The following is a 16,223-nucleotide window of genomic DNA, read 5'->3' as shown; positions in this document are numbered from 1 at the left end:
ATCCTGCAGGTGGTTGGGCAACAGCGACAATTGTCAATCACCCAAATCCGACTATTCTACTTAACATAAAGCACATTATGAGTGACACTTAAAATAGATGATTTTCATCGTACATTATAAGTCCTATAATTTATATTATGTTAAGTAATATCCATCTAAACCCTTGTTTATACTTTCAATGCACCCGAGGCTGCCTATACTTCATAGAAAGTTATCCCAACAAAAAAAGGAGAAGCCTTACAGCCTCTCCTTCTCTAGTTCGTTAAATTGAAGTCTTAGTTAAGCTTGGCAGAGAATTTCTCAGCGTCGGCTTTACGACCTAAACGAGTGTAAATGTTTACCAGGTTCTGGATAGTAGACTTATCTTCCGGCTGGATCTGGTGCGCTTTCTCAAAGTATGGCAACGCCTCCTGATAATGCTTCTTAGCAGTAGCCTCTAAAGCCTTTCCCTGTTTCTGGTATGTTCTGTAGTCCATCTTGGCTGCCTTATTGTTTACCTCAGCGCCTTTGTTGTACTCCATCACCCCCAGGTTGTAGTAAGCGTCGAAGTTGTTAGGATCAATCTCGATGGCTTTTTTGTACACCTGTGTCGCGCCTTCCAAATCCTTCTTGCGCTCCAGCAGGTTGCCTTTTACAGCGTACAGGCTGGCGTTTTTAGGATCTGCGGCAATAGCGTTGTCAAGTCTGGCAAGCGCCTCGTCTGCACGGTCGTTCTTCAGGTAGTATTTCAGCTCTTCCTGCATCAGGTACACGCTGTTCGGGTGCGCTTTCAGGCCGTCGGCCAGCGTTGCCATTACCGCCTCATCGCTCGCTTCGGTTGCCTGCTGCAGCTGTACTTTGGCTTTGTATACGTCCTCGGTTTTGTGGCCCATTTTCAGGAGCTCATCGTAGAAGCCGATAGCCTGGTCATACTTGTTGTCAGCGGTTGAAGCATAGGCTGCATAAAGCACGGCCGTAGTATCCTCCGGGCTGATTTTGTGCGCCAGTTCATACTTCTCAATGGCATTGGCCCAGTCCTGGTTGTTGTGGAATTCAACCGCCTGGTTCAGCACCTGGCCGTACAGCATCTGCTTGCGCTCCGGCACCTGCTTGGCAAACTCGCCGTTCTGGCCGTCCAACTCCACTGTTTTGTCAAAAGACTCCAGGATTACCATTGGCGTGTTCTCATCTGTCATCTTGCCATAGATCGGGTTGCCGATCATGTCCTGGTAGATAACGCCACGGTAGAACCATGTTTTTGCTTTGTCTTTTGTTTTCTTATGCTCTGTCGCCTTCTCGATGTCAGCCAGTGCCTTGTCAAGCGTACCATTCTTATGGTTCAGGACTGCACTGTTCACAGCCGAGTTCTGAGCGCTTGCAACCGAGATGGTACCGGCTACTAAGGCTGTCAAAAGAACTTTTTTCATACGTAGATAATGGTTTGTGTTGTTTGCTTAAATGTATTTATACTTGAGAAATAAGCCGTAAGTACTGGTTTATACTTCGTCAGTGGTTTCAGGATCTATCATCGTGTCCGGCTGCAGCGAATCATCAGGCGCAAGGTCAGACTGCTCCAGCACCATTTCTTCAACATCTTCCTCCGGCTCCACTTCCACTTTCGCCACCGATGAGATCTGATCTCCTTCCATTAACTTAATCAGGCGCACCCCTTGTGTGGCACGGCCCATTACACGCAGCTCATTCACGTGCAGGCGAATCGTGATACCAGACCTGTTGATGATCATCAGGTCGTCTGTATCCGTTACGCCTTTTATCGCAACGAGTTTACCCGTTTTATCGGTGATGTTCAGTGTCTTAACACCTTTACCACCGCGATTGGTAATGCGGTACTCTTCCAGCGGTGAGCGCTTTCCGTAGCCATGCTCCGACACCACCAGCAGGTTCGTGCTCTCATTCTCTACACAAACCATACCAACAACTTTGTCGTCTGGTCCGGCCAGGGTTACGGCACGCACACCCGCCGCCGTACGGCCCATTGGGCGCACATGCGACTCGTTAAAGCGGATGGCCCTACCCGACTCCAACGCAATAACAATCTCGCTGTTACCCGTTGTCAGCTGCACGTCAAGCAGGCGGTCGCCCTCGTTAATGGAGATGGCGTTGATACCATTGGTTCTTGGGCGCGAATACGCTTCCAGAACAGTTTTCTTGATAGTGCCCTGCTCGGTGATGAACACCAGGTTATGGTTGAGTACGTAATCCTGGTTTTTAAGGTCGTGCACGTTTAGCACGGCACGTACGCTATCATCCTTCTCTATCTGAATGAGGTTCTGGATGGCCCGGCCTTTGGTCGTCTTCCCTCCTTCCGGAATCTCGTATACTTTCAGCCAGAACACGCGCCCGAACTCTGTAAAGAACAGCATGTGGTGGTGCGTGTTGGCGATGAAAAGGTGCTCAGTAAAGTCGCTTTCCTTGGAAGCGGCCACTCCTCTGGAGCCTACACCGCCACGGCTCTGGCTGCGGTACTCACTCAGTGAGGTGCGTTTGATATAGCCTTCATGGGAGATGGTGATCACCATGTTCTCCTCCGGAATCATGTCTTCGTAGGAGATATCGCCTGTGCTGGCCTCAATGCTGGTACGTCGCACGTCACCATAACGCTCTTTTATCTCGGCAAGCTCGTCTTTAATGATTTGCATACGGAGACCTTCGTCATTAAGCACCGAGGTCAGATAATCGATCAGCTTCATGATCTCCTGGTACTCCAGCTGGATTTTATCGCGCTCCAGGCCGGTAAGGCGCTGCAGGCGCATATCAAGAATTGCACGAGCCTGAATCTCCGACAGGGCAAAGCGCTCCATCAGGCCTGTTCTGGCAATTTCCGGGTCACGTGAGGAACGGATCAGGTTGATTACCTCATCCAGGTTGTCAAGCGCAATCAGCAAGCCTTCCAGAATGTGGGCGCGTTTCCTGGCCTCATCCAGTTCATACTGTGTCCTGCGGACAACTACCTCGTGCCTGTGGTCTACGAAGTGCTTGATCAGGTCCTTCAGGTTCAGGGTCATCGGGCGGCCTTTTACCAGGGCCACGTTGTTCACCCCGAAAGACGACTGAAGCGCTGTATACTTGTAGAGGTTGTTCAGCACTACGTTCGGGATGGCATCGCGCTTCAGGTCATACACAATGCGCAGGCCCTCACGGTCAGACTCATCACGCAGATCGGCAATGCCCTCTATCTTTTTCTCGTTTACAAGCGCGGCTGTCTTCTCAATCAGCGAAGCTTTGTTCACCATGTAAGGGATCTCGGTTACGATGATCTGCTCCTTACCGCTTGGGGTTGTCTCAAAAATAGCACGGCCACGCATCAGCACGCGTCCACGTCCTGTCTCGAAGGCGGCTTTCACCCCGTCGTACCCGTGGATAATACCGCCCGTCGGAAAGTCGGGGGCGGTGATGTGATGCATCAGCTCGGCAATGGTAATCTCATTGTTATCGATGTAGGCGATGATGCCGTTTACAACTTCGGTGAGGTTGTGGGGTGCCATGTTGGTGGCCATACCTACCGCAATGCCCGATGTGCCGTTCACCAGCAGGTTCGGGAACTTGGCAGGCATCACGCTCGGCTCTTTCAGCGAGTCGTCGAAGTTCGGGACAAAGTCTACCGTGTTCTTGTCCAAGTCAGCCAAGAGCTCATCGGCAATGCGCTTCAGGCGTGCCTCGGTGTAACGCATGGCTGCCGGCGAGTCGCCGTCGATAGAGCCGTAGTTACCCTGGCCATCAACCAGTGGGTAGCGCAGCGACCAGTCCTGGGCCATACGCACCATGGTGTCGTACACGGAGGAGTCGCCGTGCGGGTGATACTTACCCAGCACCTCCCCAACGATACGGGCAGATTTCTTGTACGGCTTGTTATAGGATACCCCCAGTTCAGACATTCCGTAAAGCACGCGGCGGTGCACAGGCTTTAGTCCGTCCCGAACATCGGGTAAGGCTCTTGAAATGATAACTGACATTGAGTAGTCGATATACGCACCGCGCATCTCGTCCTCAATGTTAATCGGTATTATTCTTTCGCCTTCTTGCATGTTAAAAGGTGTAAAATTAAATGGTATGTAAGAAAGGGCAAGTTAGGCAAAATTGGCCTCACTGCCTATATAGCTTATTCCTTATTTTTGGCTTTGGAGCGGCCTACGTGCTGTTTTTCCTGAGAAACCTTATCCAACTTCTCTCCCACCCTGGGGTTCTGTTTCTTCCAGATAGGCTGGCCGCGGTACTCGGTGTCGCCGTGGATGTGCTCCATGCGCACCTGGCAGGGACCGATAGGACAGGCTGGTTTACAGGAAACTAAAGAAGCGGAGAGAAGCGCGAGGCTAAGGATGAAGAGTGGTTTTTTGTGTGTCATGGTTTCAAATTAGGAGCGCCAGCCATACTTGCCGCGCACGCAAATCCATATCATACAAAAATAAGCATTTTTGCTGACATTAAACAGTAATCTGCCACTTAATTAGCGCCTCGTCAGGCGTTGAAAAACACCCTTAGAGCGGGTGAAATCCATTCACGGTGAAGCCTCCGTCCACGGCGATGGTTTGGCCGGTAATATAGGCTGCCGCAGGCATGCACAGGAAGGCCACAGCACCGGCTACATCCTCCGGTTTTCCGATCGTTTGCAGAGGCGTGCGGCTGATGACTTTGTTGTAGAACTCGGGGTTCTGCAGCACGGTTTGCGCCAGCGGGGTGCTGATGTACCAGGGAGCCACGGCATTTACGCGTATGCCGTCTTTTGCCCATTCCGCGGCCAGGTTACGGGTAAGTTGCGTCAGGGCGGCTTTCGTCATCCCGTAGATGCTGCCGGTGCGCACGTGCACCAACCCGGCCACCGAGGTTATATGCACAATATTTCCCTGCTCCGACTGCTGCAGCAGCGGGTAGAGCAGCCTGTTCAGCTCAAAGGCCGACCGCAGGTTGGTTTGCATGATGAAGTCATACTCCTCAGAAGTATAGTCTGCCGTGGGCTTGCGGATGTTGGTGCCGGCATTGTTCACCAGGATATCCAGCTTGCCCCACTCCTGCTGCACCCAAGCGGCCACCGCCTCGAGGCCCGCTGGCTCGCTCACGTCCGCCGCCAACGTATAAAGCCCCTGCGGGAATTGCTCTTGCATACTATCCAGCGCTTCCTGCTTGCGGGCCACGGCAAGTACTTCGGCGCCAAGCGCCAGCAACTCTTTAACCGTAGCCTCTCCAATGCCCTTGGAGCCACCGGTAACCACGGCTTTTTTGCCGTGCAATCCCCATCTGCTATCAGCCATTTTCGTTTTCTTAAATGATGTTAAGTATAAACCAGAATTGTGTTGGCAAAGTATAACCGCACCTGCTTAGACGGACCTGCCCAGTATGCGGTTCCAGTACATCTGTAGGTACTGCTGATCGACCTTCGGCCTGTTATTTACTTCCTCGAACCGTAGCTCCCCGTCCGCATCCTTCCATACTTTGTAAACAAACACGTAGCCGCCGCCACTCTCCTGCCAGCCATCAAACTTGCCGAACCGCAGGTCGTTGATAAGTATGGCGCCATTGTCATCCTGCTCCACGGTGTAGTAGCCCTTGGTTATCTCCAGCAGGCGCTCCAGTTTCGGGTGCCCGCGAAGCGGATCCAGCAGTGCTGCGTTCTGAGGTTCAAAATCATACTTAACCTGCTTGTCTTCATCTAACAATGAGTAAAAGCCATTGTAAAAACCGTCCTCTCCTTTGGCCGTCACCGACCAGAAAACCGTGTTCATGGGCGTTGGCTTGCTGATGTAGGAAGAATAAGGTACGCCTTGCACAGCCATACTTTGCTCGAACACATTGTTAGCCGCGCCCTTTGCTGCAAAAGACCACAGCAGGTACAGCGAGCTAATGGCAAGGGCGGCATTGTTCAGGTAGCGTCGCCTTGGGCTCAGGCGGCTGTGGAAGGCCGCTAGTATTACCAGCGCCAGGAAAGGCAGCGTGTACAGGGGATCGACCACAAAGATGTTGTAGAAGGCCACACCATAGTTAGAGAAGGGCCAGAATAGCTGGGTGCCCCAGGTAGTACAGCTGTCGAGGAGGGCGTGTGTTACGAAGCCGAGGAAAAACAGCAGCGTCCAGTCGCGCATGGTGGCCGGTTGGTTTTTATAGAGCCGGTGCAGCAGCCAGCCAAGTATAGGCGAAACGACAAGCGCAAAAAGGAAGGAGTGCGTGGCGGCCCTGTGAAAACTCAGTTGCTGCACCGTGTCAAGCCACGGGTTCAGGAGCACGTCCAAATCCGGAATGGTGCCGGCAATGGCTCCCCACAGCAGCGCCTTATTGCCCAGTTTCCTGCCCGCTACTGCCTCGCCCACCGAGGCACCTAAAACTATCTGTGTTAAAGAATCCATCTGAGATAAAATGAGAATTGCGCAAAACTGCTCTTACAACAACTCCCAACAAGTAAAGTTTGCCTCTGCCTGGTAGCTCTTGCAACCGGGCCCATCCTGTAAAGGTATAAACAAGCTGGCTTGCTGCCAAGGCAAAACTGAGGTTGATACTTTATGAGTGAAGCACTTTACCTGGTTCTGGGTATCTTAATTATCGGCTTAGGGATTTACGATTTACTGTACACCACTTTTGCGCCGCGGGGCGCTGGGCCGGTGAGCAATTCTTTGTCTTCGTTCCTCTGGCGGCTGTTCCTCGTCGCAAGCGACCTGCTGAAAACCCGCAAGGCACTTCGTGGGGCAGGCATCGTCATCATCATGAGCACCATCCTCGGCTGGCTGCTTCTGTTATGGACGGGCTACACGCTGCTGTATTTTTCTGACGCAAGAGCTGTGGTAGATAGCACCACAGAGGTTCCGGCCGATAGCTGGGACAGGATATACTTTACAGGGTACACCCTCTCCACGCTGGGCAACGGCGATTTTAAGGGAGGCACCCAGGCCTGGCGTATTCTGACGGCTTTTATTTCTTTTACGGGGCTCGTGCTCATCACCACAGCTATCACCTATATGGTGCCTATCCTTTCGGCTACAACCGAGCGCCGGTCGTTGAGTATAGACATTGCCGCTATAGGCGATAGTCCGCAGCAGATGCTGCTAAACAGCTGGAATGGAGAAGACTTTAAAAGCCTTGAGCAGCACCTTAGTGGGCTGGCCCAGCCAGTGGCAAAGCAGGGACAGCTGCACTTAGCCTATCCGCTGCTGCATTACTTTTACCACGCTGAAAGATCGGTAGCGCTGCTGCTAAACCTGGTCGCTTTAGATGAGGCCCTTACCATCCTGCTATTGTATGTGCCCAAGGAAAAACGGCCTTCAGACCAGTCATTGGTGCCGGTGCGCCACGCCATCACCACGTTCTTAGAGTCGCTTACCGCCATCACGCCAACACCAAAAGACTCAGAGAAACCGCACCTGGACATGAAGCAGCTAAAGGAGGCTGGTGTTCCGCTACAGCTGCAGGAGGAGAAGCTGCCGGAGGAGGTTGACAAGCGGCGCAGGGCTTTACTTGCGATGCTGCAGTACCTGGGCTGGGAATGGGAAGAGGTATCGAAACCTAAGTTCATTACCGATCTGGATCTGCGCAGCGTGCGTTAAAGCGACGAGCCCCGGCTTATACTTCGCCGGGGCTCGTGCTGTACTTGTTTAGTGCATTATCTTGGCGCGCACAAACTCCTTGTTTCTGTCGAAGAGGTAGCGGTAAGTGGCGTGCGTTTTGTAGATCCTGCCACCGATTTGCTCTACCAGGCGCATCATCTTGGGGTTAAAGTCGCCGATCCAGTTCATCTGCAGGTCGTAGTAAGGGATGCTCGGGTTTCCGATAACCAATTTGCCGGCAGACACGATCATGGCTGCCTCCACGCCCTTGCCCTGGTGCTCCGGGGTGATGCCGAACACGATGCCATACATCGTTTTGCAGGCGCCCCTCCAGCGGTTGAACAGGAATTTTAGCTTGCCCCACAAATCCAGCTTGCCGTTGTTATACTTGAAAAGCTGGTTCAGTTCCGGGATAGCGATAAAAAAGCCCACCGGCTCATTGTTGTAGTAGGCAAACCACATGATGCGCTCGTCCAGGATAGGCTTTAGCTGCTTCATGATGGCCGCTGCCTGAGCCTCTGTCATGGCCTTTACGCCTTCGTGCTTGGCCCAGCCCTTGTTGTATACTTCGCGGAAGTCGTTGGTATACTTTGCCAGGTTCTTTTTATCGAGGTGGCGGAAATGGTAGTTCTCGTCGGCCAGCACCCGATCGGCTTTTGCCCGGTACTTCTCCGGAATCGCTTCGTTTATTTTGCGGTAGTACGTATACTGCTTAAAGTATAGCTGAAAGCCATAATTTTCCAGCAGTTGCTGGTAGTATGGAAAGTTGTAGTGCATACAATAGGTCGGCTCGTAAAAGCCATCGATCAGCACACCCCACCATTTATCGCGCTCCCCAAAGTTTATCGGGCCGTCCATGGCTTCCATGCCGCGCTCCTTTAGCCATTCACGGCAGGCATCAAGCAGCATGTTGGCTGCTTCCTGGTTGTTGATACAGTCGAAAAAACCCATGCCGCCTGTGGGCTGCTCGGCAGACCTGGCGGTGCGCTTGTTGATGAAAGCCGCCACGCGGCCTATAGACTTGCCTTTTTCGTCCTGCAGTATCCAGCGGATCGCCTCTCCGTCGCGGAGCAGCTTGTTCTTGGCAGGGTCAAAAACATTGTTCACGTCCTTATCCAGCGGGCGAATATAGTTGGGGTCGTTTTTATACATCCGCACCTGCAGCATTAGGAACTCCTGGGCAAGCTCGGGTGTGTTTACCTCTATCAGTTTCATAGTATGCGTTAAAAAGGAAGTGCTAAATAAACCATTATCCGCGTAAAAAAGAAAAACTGCCGGGATGAAAGCGGGTGGATAAAGTATGGGGAAGCAAAAAGTATAGGCATGAAAAAAGCCTTCAGATTTCTCTGAAGGCTTTCCGTTTTTGAGCCCCCTGCCGGGATCGAACCAGCGACCTACTGATTACAAGTCAGTTGCTCTACCAGCTGAGCTAAGGAGGCATGCACTAATTTGAAGGTTGGTGAATTTGAAAGGAGGCAATCAACCTCAGGCTCCAAATTTAATTTCCAAATCTGCACATTATTAAATCTGCAAATCTAAAAAAGAGCCCCCTGCCGGGATCGAACCAGCGACCTACTGATTACAAGTCAGTTGCTCTACCAGCTGAGCTAAGGAGGCTTAACCTTTTTTGTGCTGCTTTATTGTGTTAAAGCGATGCAAAGGTATAGCTTAGATTTAATTCTGCAAATACCCGTCTCAAATTTTTCTCCTGACCATCCCTAAAAAATTGAGAGTCAGGAGAAAAATTTTTAGCCTCTGTAAGCATCCAGTTGATGCTGCAGGTGCGCGATGCGTTTTTGGGCATCGGCAATGCGGCCTTCGTACTCCTCGCGCAGCTTGTCGGCATTCTTCGAACGGGCAAAGAACTCGATGTTGGTACGCAGCGTCTGGATGTCGTTCTGCAGCTGGGAAATCTCGCGGCGGAGCGTGTTCTCGCGCTGGTACAGCTTTTGGCTGGCATCCGGGCTATGCTTGATGCGCTCTACCTGCAGCTTTACCAGCATATCGGTCCGCTCGTCCAGGCTTAGCTCCGGCACGCGCTCCAGGTAGCGCTCCATCAGCTGTATAAACTTGTCCTCCGCTTTCGGGCTGGTGCGCCTGTTGTCTTTGTCCGTCTCACGCCATTGCTCCACCAGGCTCTGGAACTCCTCCACCGATCCGGTAGCGCTTGGCTGCGAAAGCTTATCGGCCACCTTGTCGCAAATAGCCATTTTCTCGGCAGAAAGTTTTTCCAGTTCAGCGGCCTTGTGCTGCTCCTGCGCCTGCTTGCGGTCAAAGAACTCGTTACAAGCCGACCGGAAGCGCTGCCAGATCTTGTCGGAGTATTTGTCCGGAACGCGGCCTATCGTCTTCCACTTCTTTTGCAGCTGGATGAGCTTTTCCTTCGTGGAGGCCCAGTCGGTGCTGTCCTTCAGGCTTTCGGCTTCCTCGCACAACTGCGTCTTTAGCTGCAGGTTATGCATTTTCTGTTCGTCCAGCGCTTTAAAGAACTGGTTTTTGTGCTGGAAGAAGGCTTTATAGTTACCCCAGAAGGCTTTGTTTACCTCTTCGGCATTCTCTTTGGGCACCAATCCGGCCTTATCCCACTCCTCTTTGAGTTTCTGGATTTCATCTGTTTTATCGCGCCACTCGTTGATGCGGTCGGTATTGAAGTTGGCGAACTCCTGCAGGCGCTCCAGCAAACCGCGCTTTACCACCAGGCTCTGCTGCTCACGCACCGACCTCTCCTCGTGGTAGGCACGTCTGCGCTCATGCACTTTCTCCGAAGCCTGCGTGAACTGCTCCCAGATCGGGTCGCGCTGGTCGTTTGGCACCGGGCCGATGATTTTCCACTCCTCGTGCAGGTGGCGCAGCTCTTGCAGGGCTTTGTTGATGCTTGGCTCCTGCTGCAGCGCCTGCGCACGCTCAATCAGCTGCATCTTGGCCTCCAGGTTTCTCCTGCGGTCAAGCTCCTTCAGCTCGAAGAACATGCTGCGGTTGTTGTAGAAGATGTCAAGCAGCGCGTGGTAAGAGTCCCACAGCTCCTGCGCCTCACCGGCCGGTACCGGGCCAATGGATTTCCACTCGCTCTGCAGCTTCTTCAGCTCATCGCCACTGTTGCGCGTTTCCGCCGACTCCACCAGCTCCCGAAGCCTGCCCAGTAGCTCTTTCTTGCGCTCCAGGTTACGCTGACGCTGCTCTTCCTGGCTCTGGCGGTGCTGGTAGCGCGACTCGCGGTAAGCGGCCAGCATTTTCTCCAGGTCCTGGTGCTCTTTGGAAGTATGGTAGTCGAAGTCTTCTTCCGTGCCTCCCTCTTCCTTAAACTTATCCAGCGCATCGTGCCTTTCAGCCTGGAACTTATGGTCGTACTGACTCTGGAGCTCGCTTATGGTTTTATACTTGCGGAGCGCATCGGGGCTTTTAAGAACAGCAAACAGGCGCTGGCGCAGCTCCTCCTGTGTGAGTTGGCTATAGTCGGTATGGTCATCCTCCTCATACTCCTCCTCATCGTGGTGGTCAGCCGTGGCAGTGCCTGCAGCAGCGTCCGAAGTGTTGGCTGGCTGCCCGGACGGCTCGGTAACGTTGGTGTTCGCCTCGGCAAACGTCTCGGTTATCTGCTCGCTGGTGGCTTCCTCCTCGGCCGTTGCCAACTCAGGCTTTACCTCCGGCTGCTCCTCCTTCGGCACCTCCTGCCCTGCCCCGGCAGGGCCTTCTTCTGTGGCTGGTTCCTGCTTTGGCGTAACCTGTTTTTGCTCATCGGCTGTCGCCTTGTTCTCTGGCTTGTTAGCCTCAGCTCCGGTGGTGTCCATATGCTCTTTGTCAGTTGTCATGTCTCGCTTGTTAGGTACAACGTTAAAGGGTTAGTTCAGGCGCGGGTCGTCGGGGTAGTTGCTCAGCACCTTAAACTTACCGCCCATTTGGCGCAGAATGCTCCGCCAGAGGGTTTCGGTATCCAAAGTAAATAATTTATTTGCAGCATTGTTGTTCACTATCCAAACATTTTTGTCTACCTCTTCCTGCAGTTGGCCGGGCGTCCAGCCGGAGTAGCCCAGGAAAAAACGAATATCCTCCTTGGCCACCTGGCCGGTGTCAATCATGGTGCGCAGCACCTCAAAATCGCCGCCCCAGTACAGGTTGTCGTTCAGCTTCACTGCCTGAGGCAAGTCTGCCAAGCGGTGTATGTAGTGCAGGGTGTTATACTGCACGGGCCCGCCAACCCCCAGCACCATGTCGAAGTCCTCCTCAAACACATCCAGCACATCAGACAGGTGAAGGTTCGAAGGCCGGTTTAGCACCAAACCAAAGGACCCCTCCTCTTCATGGCTGCACAACAGGATAACGCTGCGCTCGAAATTCGGGTCGCCCAGGTATGGCTCAGAGATCAGAATACTGCCACTTCTTGGTTTTATCGTTTTGCTATCTGCCATCATTCTTTCGTCGCATTTGTAGTTTCCAGTACACTAGACAGCACAACAGCCTTCTATATTACAAATTTTCATATAAAAATAACCATCTTTATTGTCATACGCAAATGGTGGAATATTGTATCAGAAGGCTCTGCGCTCTTTATTTTTGTGGCTATACTGAGTTAACCGCTTAACAGTTTGCTCATTTACATTTGCTTACTGTATTATCCGGAACCCGAAATCCGCAAAGCCCTCGTATTTAGTTTAGCCCCAACGTATATTTTTATAATTTTGGGCAAAACAACCACTATGGCTTTAACACACAACATCGCAGCTATCCGGGTAAACTATAGGAAGCACGCTCTCACCGAGGACTCCGTTGCCGGCCACCCGATTGAGCAGTTTAAAGTATGGCTTCAGGAGGCTATCGAGGCGCAGGCAGAGGAGCCTACGGCGCTGGTGCTGTCTACGGTCAACGCTGCCGGCAGGCCCTCTGCCCGCGTGGTGCTGCTGAAGGGTGTGGATGCGCAGGGCTTCAGCTTTTACACTAACTATAACAGCCGCAAAGGACAGGAGCTGGAGCAGCGCCCCTACGCCTCGCTCACGTTCTTCTGGCCGGCGCTGGAAAGGCAGGTGCGTGTAGAGGGCAAAGTTGGCAAGGTTAGCCCGCAGGAGTCTGACGCCTATTTTCACAGCCGCCCCAAGGGCAGCCAGATCGGCGCCTGGGTGTCACCACAGAGCCAGGTTATCCCCTCGAGGCAGGTGCTGGAGCAGCGCGAAAAAGAACTGGCCGAGAAGTTTGCCGGCACCGAGCTGGTACCACGGCCGGAGCACTGGGGCGGTTTTCGGCTGGAGCCGGATTACGTAGAGTTCTGGCAGGGACGTCCAAGCCGCCTGCACGACCGTATTGCCTACGAGCTGGAGAACGGCCTCTGGCAGGTAAAGCGCCTCGCACCCTGATTAGGGCAACGCTTGTTGCTCTTCCAGGGCTCACTTATACTTTGCATGAATAAAAATGGCTGAAATACTACCCCTGCGCGCCTGGCGCTACAACGATAACCTGAGTACAAGTATAGAACAGCTGACCTCTCCGCTCTTCGACGTGGTGTCGGACAAGCAGCGGGAGGCGCTCTACCAGGCTCCGCTTAACAGCATACACCTATCCGTGCCGCGTGGCGAAAATGCTTCCCGGGATGCGGCCAGGCTGCTGCAGGAGTGGAAAGAAAAAGGCATTCTACTGCAGGACGGCTTGCCTGGCATCTACGTGTATTACCAGTATTTCCGTTTGCCCGGCAGCGACAAGGAGTTTGTGCGCAAAGGCTTCATCTGCAACATTAAGGCTTACGACTGGCACGAGAAGGTACTGCTGCGCCACGAGAACACCATCCCCAGCGCCGTGAACGACCGCATCGAGCTACTGGAAGAGACGCTTTTGAACGTGAGCCCTACCCATGGGTTGTACACCGATCCGGCGTATGTGCTGGAGCCCTACATGGATGAGAGCATCCGTACGCCAATCTATGAAACGGAGGATTACCAGGGCGTGCGCGATGTGCTTGCCGTGATACATGACCATGCGGTGATAAAGCTGTTTTTGCAGACGCTGGCCGATAAGAAGATTCTGCTGGCCGACGGGCACCATCGCTACGAGGGTTCCCTGTTTTACAGGCGCAAAATGATGGCGCAGCACCCTGGCCACACCGGCCTGGAGCCCTACAACTACCACCTGATGTACCTGACCAACTCCGAGCACGACGACCTGCGCATCCTGCCCACGCACCGCTTACTCAAGAGCCTGCCCATGCCGGACGAGGAATTCCTGGAGCGGCTGCGGGAGTATTTCATCATCCTGCCCAAGGAAGACCCCTATGAGCTGAACGAGGTGATAGTGGGCAAGCTTTGGGCCTTTGGCTTATACTTGAATGGCAACGCCTACAAGCTCCGCCTGAAACCGGAGATGCACCAGCTCATCGACTGGAATTTTCCGGAGGAGGTAAAGCAGCTGGACCTGACGGTGATGCATTACTTTATCTTTGAGAAAATACTGGGCATCTTCCGGCAGGAACAGCGCGACTATAAAGGCCTTAGCTATGAGCGCAACTTCACGGCCTGCATCCGGAAGGTAGACAAGGGCGAGGCGCACCTGGCCCTGATCACAAACGAAATCTCGATGGAGCAGGTAAAGCGCGTGTGCAACAGCGGCGCCGTGATGCCTCAGAAGTCGACTTTCTTCTACCCAAAAGTTATCTGCGGATTTTTATTTAGCTCGATCAAAGAAGATGAATTTACAACGGCCGCTGCTGCTTGCCTCTAACTCGCCACGCCGCAAAGAGCTGCTCTCCAGCCTCGGCCTGAAGTATAAAGTGCTGGTAAAGGAGGTGAACGAGGATTTTCCGGACCACCTGAAACGGGAACAGATCGCTGAGTATTTAGCATCTCACAAAGCCGAGGCTTATACTTCCGACATCACAAACGAAGCGCTGATAACGGCGGATACAATTGTTTGCCTCGGCGACCGCGTGCTCAACAAACCCGCCGACTTTGAGGAGGCAAAGGAAATGCTGCAGGCGTTATCAGGCACGCACCATGAGGTGATTACCGGCGTTTGTATCCTCATCAAAGAGCAGAAAACCGTTTTCCACGACATCACCAAAGTATACTTTAAGCAGCTGTCGGAGGCCGAGATTACCCACTACATCACCCACTACAAGCCCTACGACAAGGCCGGCGCTTACGGTATTCAGGAATGGATTGGGATGGTCGGGATAGCGCGCATCGAAGGCTCCTATTTTAACGTGGTAGGCCTGCCGGTGCAAAAGCTGTACGCCAAGCTGGAAGAACTCGGGATCGTGACCCTATAAAAATTTGCCAGGCACTTTCGCCGCCATAATCAACACTGCCAGAAGATTGATGTTTCGGTACGCCCACTACTTTTATTGACCGCAGCGGGAGATCGCCCCGTTCTCCTTTGTAACGCCAGATTTTTTTCTCCTCAGGGGAACGAATTATCCGGCTAATGCCATTTACAAGCATCTGTCAATAAAAAAGCAACCGAACATCAACTGAATGTCTTTTATTAAATTATACCTGGCGCCCGGGAAAGAGCACTCTCTCAAGCGTCAACACCCCTGGGTTTTCTCCGGCGCCATCAAGAAAGCCGACGCGGAGCCCGCTGAGGGAGACGTGGTGGAAGTATACTCCAGCAAGCGTGAGTTTCTGGGTATGGGCCACTACGCCCCGGGCTCTATTGCCGTGCGCATCTTCTCTTTTGAGCAGGTAGCGCCGGATTATACTTTCTGGAAGCGCAAAGTGCAGCAAGCCTACGATTACCGCCAGCGCCTTGGCCTCACCGACAACCCGAGCACCAATGTATACCGCCTGGTGTATGCCGAAGGCGATGGCGTACCGGGGCTTATCGTGGACTTTTACAAAGACACGGCCGTGGTGCAGACGCACTCGGTGGGCATGTATAACGTGCGCGAGCTCGTGGCGCAGGCACTGAAGGAGATTTACGGCGACAGGCTGCGCGCCGTGTACGACAAGAGCGCTGAGTCGCTGCCAGCCAAGGCAGGGGTGCAGGCGCAGAACGGTTATCTCTACGGTCAGTCGGAAGGCGGCGTGGTGGTGACGGAAAACGGAAATCTGTTTTACATCGACTGGGAAACCGGCCAGAAAACAGGCTTCTTTATAGACCAGCGCGATAACCGCGACCTGCTGGCGCGGTACGTGAAGGGCAAGTCGGTGCTGAACACTTTCTGCTATACGGGCGGCTTCTCGGTGTACGCCCTGAATGCCGGAGCTAGCGAAGTACACTCCGTAGACGTATCGAAGAAAGCAATCGACCTAACGATTAAAAATGGGGAGCTGAGTCAGGCACCGGAGAAGCACGAGGCCTTTGCCGTTGATACTTTCGAGTTCCTGAAAGGGAAAGAAGACAAGTATGATGTGATTGTGCTGGACCCGCCCGCCTTTGCCAAAAGCCAAAACGTGCGCCACAATGCGCTGATGGGCTACAAACGGCTTAACGCGGAGGCCATGAAGAAGATAAAGCCCGGTGGCATCCTTTTCACGTTCTCCTGCTCGCAGGTGGTGGACAAATACTTGTTCAGCAGCACTGTGATGGCAGCTGCCATCGAGGCGGGGCGTAACATCAAGATCATGCACCATCTCCCCCAGCCTGCTGATCACCCCATTTCCATATTCCATCCGGAAGGCGAGTACCTGAAAGGACTGGTGCTTTTTGTGGAGTAGGACCAGTGATTAAGTATGATTTTCAGGATTGGGCATGATTTTGTCGGCTCCCTGAATCAAT

Annotated in this window: 13 protein-coding genes and 2 tRNA genes; 5 read left to right on the top strand and 10 right to left on the bottom strand. The window is 53.1% G+C overall.

Annotation, left to right across the window (positions count from 1 at the left end):
- Positions 1 to 275: 275 nt before the first annotated feature.
- From C8N40_RS08070 to C8N40_RS08055, 5 genes are all read right to left on the bottom strand, one after another.
- Positions 276 to 1,406 carry a tetratricopeptide repeat protein gene (locus C8N40_RS08070; protein WP_108211267.1) on the bottom strand — a complete coding sequence of 377 codons (1,131 nt, stop codon included), beginning with the start codon at positions 1,404 to 1,406 and terminating at the stop codon, positions 276 to 278.
- A 69-nt stretch (positions 1,407 to 1,475) separates the two neighbouring features.
- Positions 1,476 to 4,025: a DNA gyrase subunit A gene (gene gyrA, locus C8N40_RS08065; protein ID WP_108211266.1), complete on the bottom strand. Its 2,550-nt coding sequence runs from the start codon at positions 4,023 to 4,025 to the stop codon at positions 1,476 to 1,478.
- 74 nt (positions 4,026 to 4,099) lie between these two features.
- Positions 4,100 to 4,342 carry a hypothetical protein gene (locus tag C8N40_RS22415; RefSeq protein ID WP_146173534.1) on the bottom strand — a complete coding sequence of 81 codons (243 nt, stop codon included), beginning with the start codon at positions 4,340 to 4,342 and terminating at the stop codon, positions 4,100 to 4,102.
- A 133-nt stretch (positions 4,343 to 4,475) separates the two neighbouring features.
- The gene (locus C8N40_RS08060; RefSeq protein ID WP_108211265.1) at positions 4,476 to 5,246 is read right to left on the bottom strand and encodes an SDR family oxidoreductase; all 771 of its coding nucleotides are present in this window, start codon (positions 5,244 to 5,246) and stop codon (positions 4,476 to 4,478) included.
- Between the two features lie 66 nt (positions 5,247 to 5,312).
- Positions 5,313 to 6,335: a metal-dependent hydrolase gene (locus C8N40_RS08055; protein WP_108211264.1), complete on the bottom strand. Its 1,023-nt coding sequence runs from the start codon at positions 6,333 to 6,335 to the stop codon at positions 5,313 to 5,315.
- 153 nt (positions 6,336 to 6,488) lie between these two features.
- On the opposite strand from C8N40_RS08055, the gene C8N40_RS08050 reads away from it, so the two are divergent.
- Positions 6,489 to 7,526 carry a potassium channel family protein gene (locus C8N40_RS08050; RefSeq protein ID WP_108211263.1) on the top strand — a complete coding sequence of 346 codons (1,038 nt, stop codon included), beginning with the start codon at positions 6,489 to 6,491 and terminating at the stop codon, positions 7,524 to 7,526.
- 48 nt (positions 7,527 to 7,574) lie between these two features.
- On the opposite strand, the gene C8N40_RS08045 is transcribed toward C8N40_RS08050, so the two are convergent.
- From C8N40_RS08045 to C8N40_RS08025, 5 genes are all read right to left on the bottom strand, one after another.
- On the bottom strand, positions 7,575 to 8,741 hold the full coding sequence (locus C8N40_RS08045) for a hypothetical protein (protein ID WP_108211262.1): 1,167 nt from the start codon (positions 8,739 to 8,741) through the stop codon (positions 7,575 to 7,577).
- Positions 8,742 to 8,892: 151 nt separating this feature from the next.
- Positions 8,893 to 8,965: transfer RNA gene (locus C8N40_RS08040), tRNA-Thr, on the bottom strand.
- A 105-nt stretch (positions 8,966 to 9,070) separates the two neighbouring features.
- A tRNA-Thr gene (locus C8N40_RS08035) sits at positions 9,071 to 9,143 on the bottom strand.
- Positions 9,144 to 9,274: 131 nt separating this feature from the next.
- Positions 9,275 to 11,335 carry a DUF349 domain-containing protein gene (locus C8N40_RS08030; protein ID WP_108211261.1) on the bottom strand — a complete coding sequence of 687 codons (2,061 nt, stop codon included), beginning with the start codon at positions 11,333 to 11,335 and terminating at the stop codon, positions 9,275 to 9,277.
- A 30-nt stretch (positions 11,336 to 11,365) separates the two neighbouring features.
- Positions 11,366 to 11,935, bottom strand: coding sequence for a YqgE/AlgH family protein (locus C8N40_RS08025; RefSeq protein ID WP_108211260.1), 570 nt, complete (start codon positions 11,933 to 11,935; stop codon positions 11,366 to 11,368).
- A gap of 285 nt (positions 11,936 to 12,220) precedes the next feature.
- Here C8N40_RS08025 and pdxH point away from each other — a divergent pair, with 285 nt between their 5' ends.
- From pdxH to C8N40_RS08005, 4 genes are all read left to right on the top strand, one after another.
- Positions 12,221 to 12,871: a pyridoxamine 5'-phosphate oxidase gene (gene pdxH / locus C8N40_RS08020; protein WP_108211404.1), complete on the top strand. Its 651-nt coding sequence runs from the start codon at positions 12,221 to 12,223 to the stop codon at positions 12,869 to 12,871.
- 55 nt (positions 12,872 to 12,926) lie between these two features.
- A complete protein-coding gene (locus C8N40_RS08015; RefSeq protein WP_108211259.1) occupies positions 12,927 to 14,225 on the top strand; it encodes a DUF1015 domain-containing protein in 1,299 nt (432 codons plus the stop codon).
- Positions 14,191 to 14,772 (top strand): Maf family nucleotide pyrophosphatase, encoded by a 582-nt coding sequence (locus C8N40_RS08010; RefSeq protein ID WP_108211258.1) that lies wholly within the window; start codon positions 14,191 to 14,193, stop codon positions 14,770 to 14,772. The genes C8N40_RS08015 and C8N40_RS08010 overlap by 35 nt, the downstream gene beginning before the upstream one ends.
- Before the next feature lie 205 nt (positions 14,773 to 14,977).
- The gene (locus C8N40_RS08005) at positions 14,978 to 16,162 is read left to right on the top strand and encodes a class I SAM-dependent rRNA methyltransferase (RefSeq protein WP_108211257.1); all 1,185 of its coding nucleotides are present in this window, start codon (positions 14,978 to 14,980) and stop codon (positions 16,160 to 16,162) included.
- The last annotated feature ends 61 nt before the right edge of the window (positions 16,163 to 16,223 follow it).

It is taken from the genome of Pontibacter mucosus (genome assembly GCF_003054055.1).
GTDB lineage: Bacteria > Bacteroidota > Bacteroidia > Cytophagales > Hymenobacteraceae > Pontibacter > Pontibacter mucosus.
Note: the sequence above shows the minus strand (reverse complement) of the source record. Positions and strands in the feature narration are given on the sequence as shown.

Bases quoted from the DNA above. Each gene is read 5' to 3' on its own strand.
- gyrA (WP_108211266.1), bottom strand. From the start codon at position 4,025: ATGCAAGAAGGCGAAAGAATAATACCGATTAACATTGAGGACGAGATG.
- C8N40_RS08005 (WP_108211257.1), top strand. From the start codon at position 14,978: ATGTCTTTTATTAAATTATACCTGGCGCCCGGGAAAGAGCACTCTCTC.
- C8N40_RS08015 (WP_108211259.1), top strand. From the start codon at position 12,927: ATGGCTGAAATACTACCCCTGCGCGCCTGGCGCTACAACGATAACCTG.
- C8N40_RS08070 (WP_108211267.1), bottom strand. From the start codon at position 1,406: ATGAAAAAAGTTCTTTTGACAGCCTTAGTAGCCGGTACCATCTCGGTT.
- C8N40_RS08050 (WP_108211263.1), top strand. From the start codon at position 6,489: ATGAGTGAAGCACTTTACCTGGTTCTGGGTATCTTAATTATCGGCTTA.
- C8N40_RS22415 (WP_146173534.1), bottom strand. From the start codon at position 4,342: ATGACACACAAAAAACCACTCTTCATCCTTAGCCTCGCGCTTCTCTCC.
- C8N40_RS08045 (WP_108211262.1), bottom strand. From the start codon at position 8,741: ATGAAACTGATAGAGGTAAACACACCCGAGCTTGCCCAGGAGTTCCTA.
- C8N40_RS08060 (WP_108211265.1), bottom strand. From the start codon at position 5,246: ATGGCTGATAGCAGATGGGGATTGCACGGCAAAAAAGCCGTGGTTACC.
- pdxH (WP_108211404.1), top strand. From the start codon at position 12,221: ATGGCTTTAACACACAACATCGCAGCTATCCGGGTAAACTATAGGAAG.
- C8N40_RS08055 (WP_108211264.1), bottom strand. From the start codon at position 6,335: ATGGATTCTTTAACACAGATAGTTTTAGGTGCCTCGGTGGGCGAGGCA.
- C8N40_RS08010 (WP_108211258.1), top strand. From the start codon at position 14,191: ATGAATTTACAACGGCCGCTGCTGCTTGCCTCTAACTCGCCACGCCGC.
- C8N40_RS08025 (WP_108211260.1), bottom strand. From the start codon at position 11,935: ATGATGGCAGATAGCAAAACGATAAAACCAAGAAGTGGCAGTATTCTG.
- C8N40_RS08030 (WP_108211261.1), bottom strand. From the start codon at position 11,335: ATGACAACTGACAAAGAGCATATGGACACCACCGGAGCTGAGGCTAAC.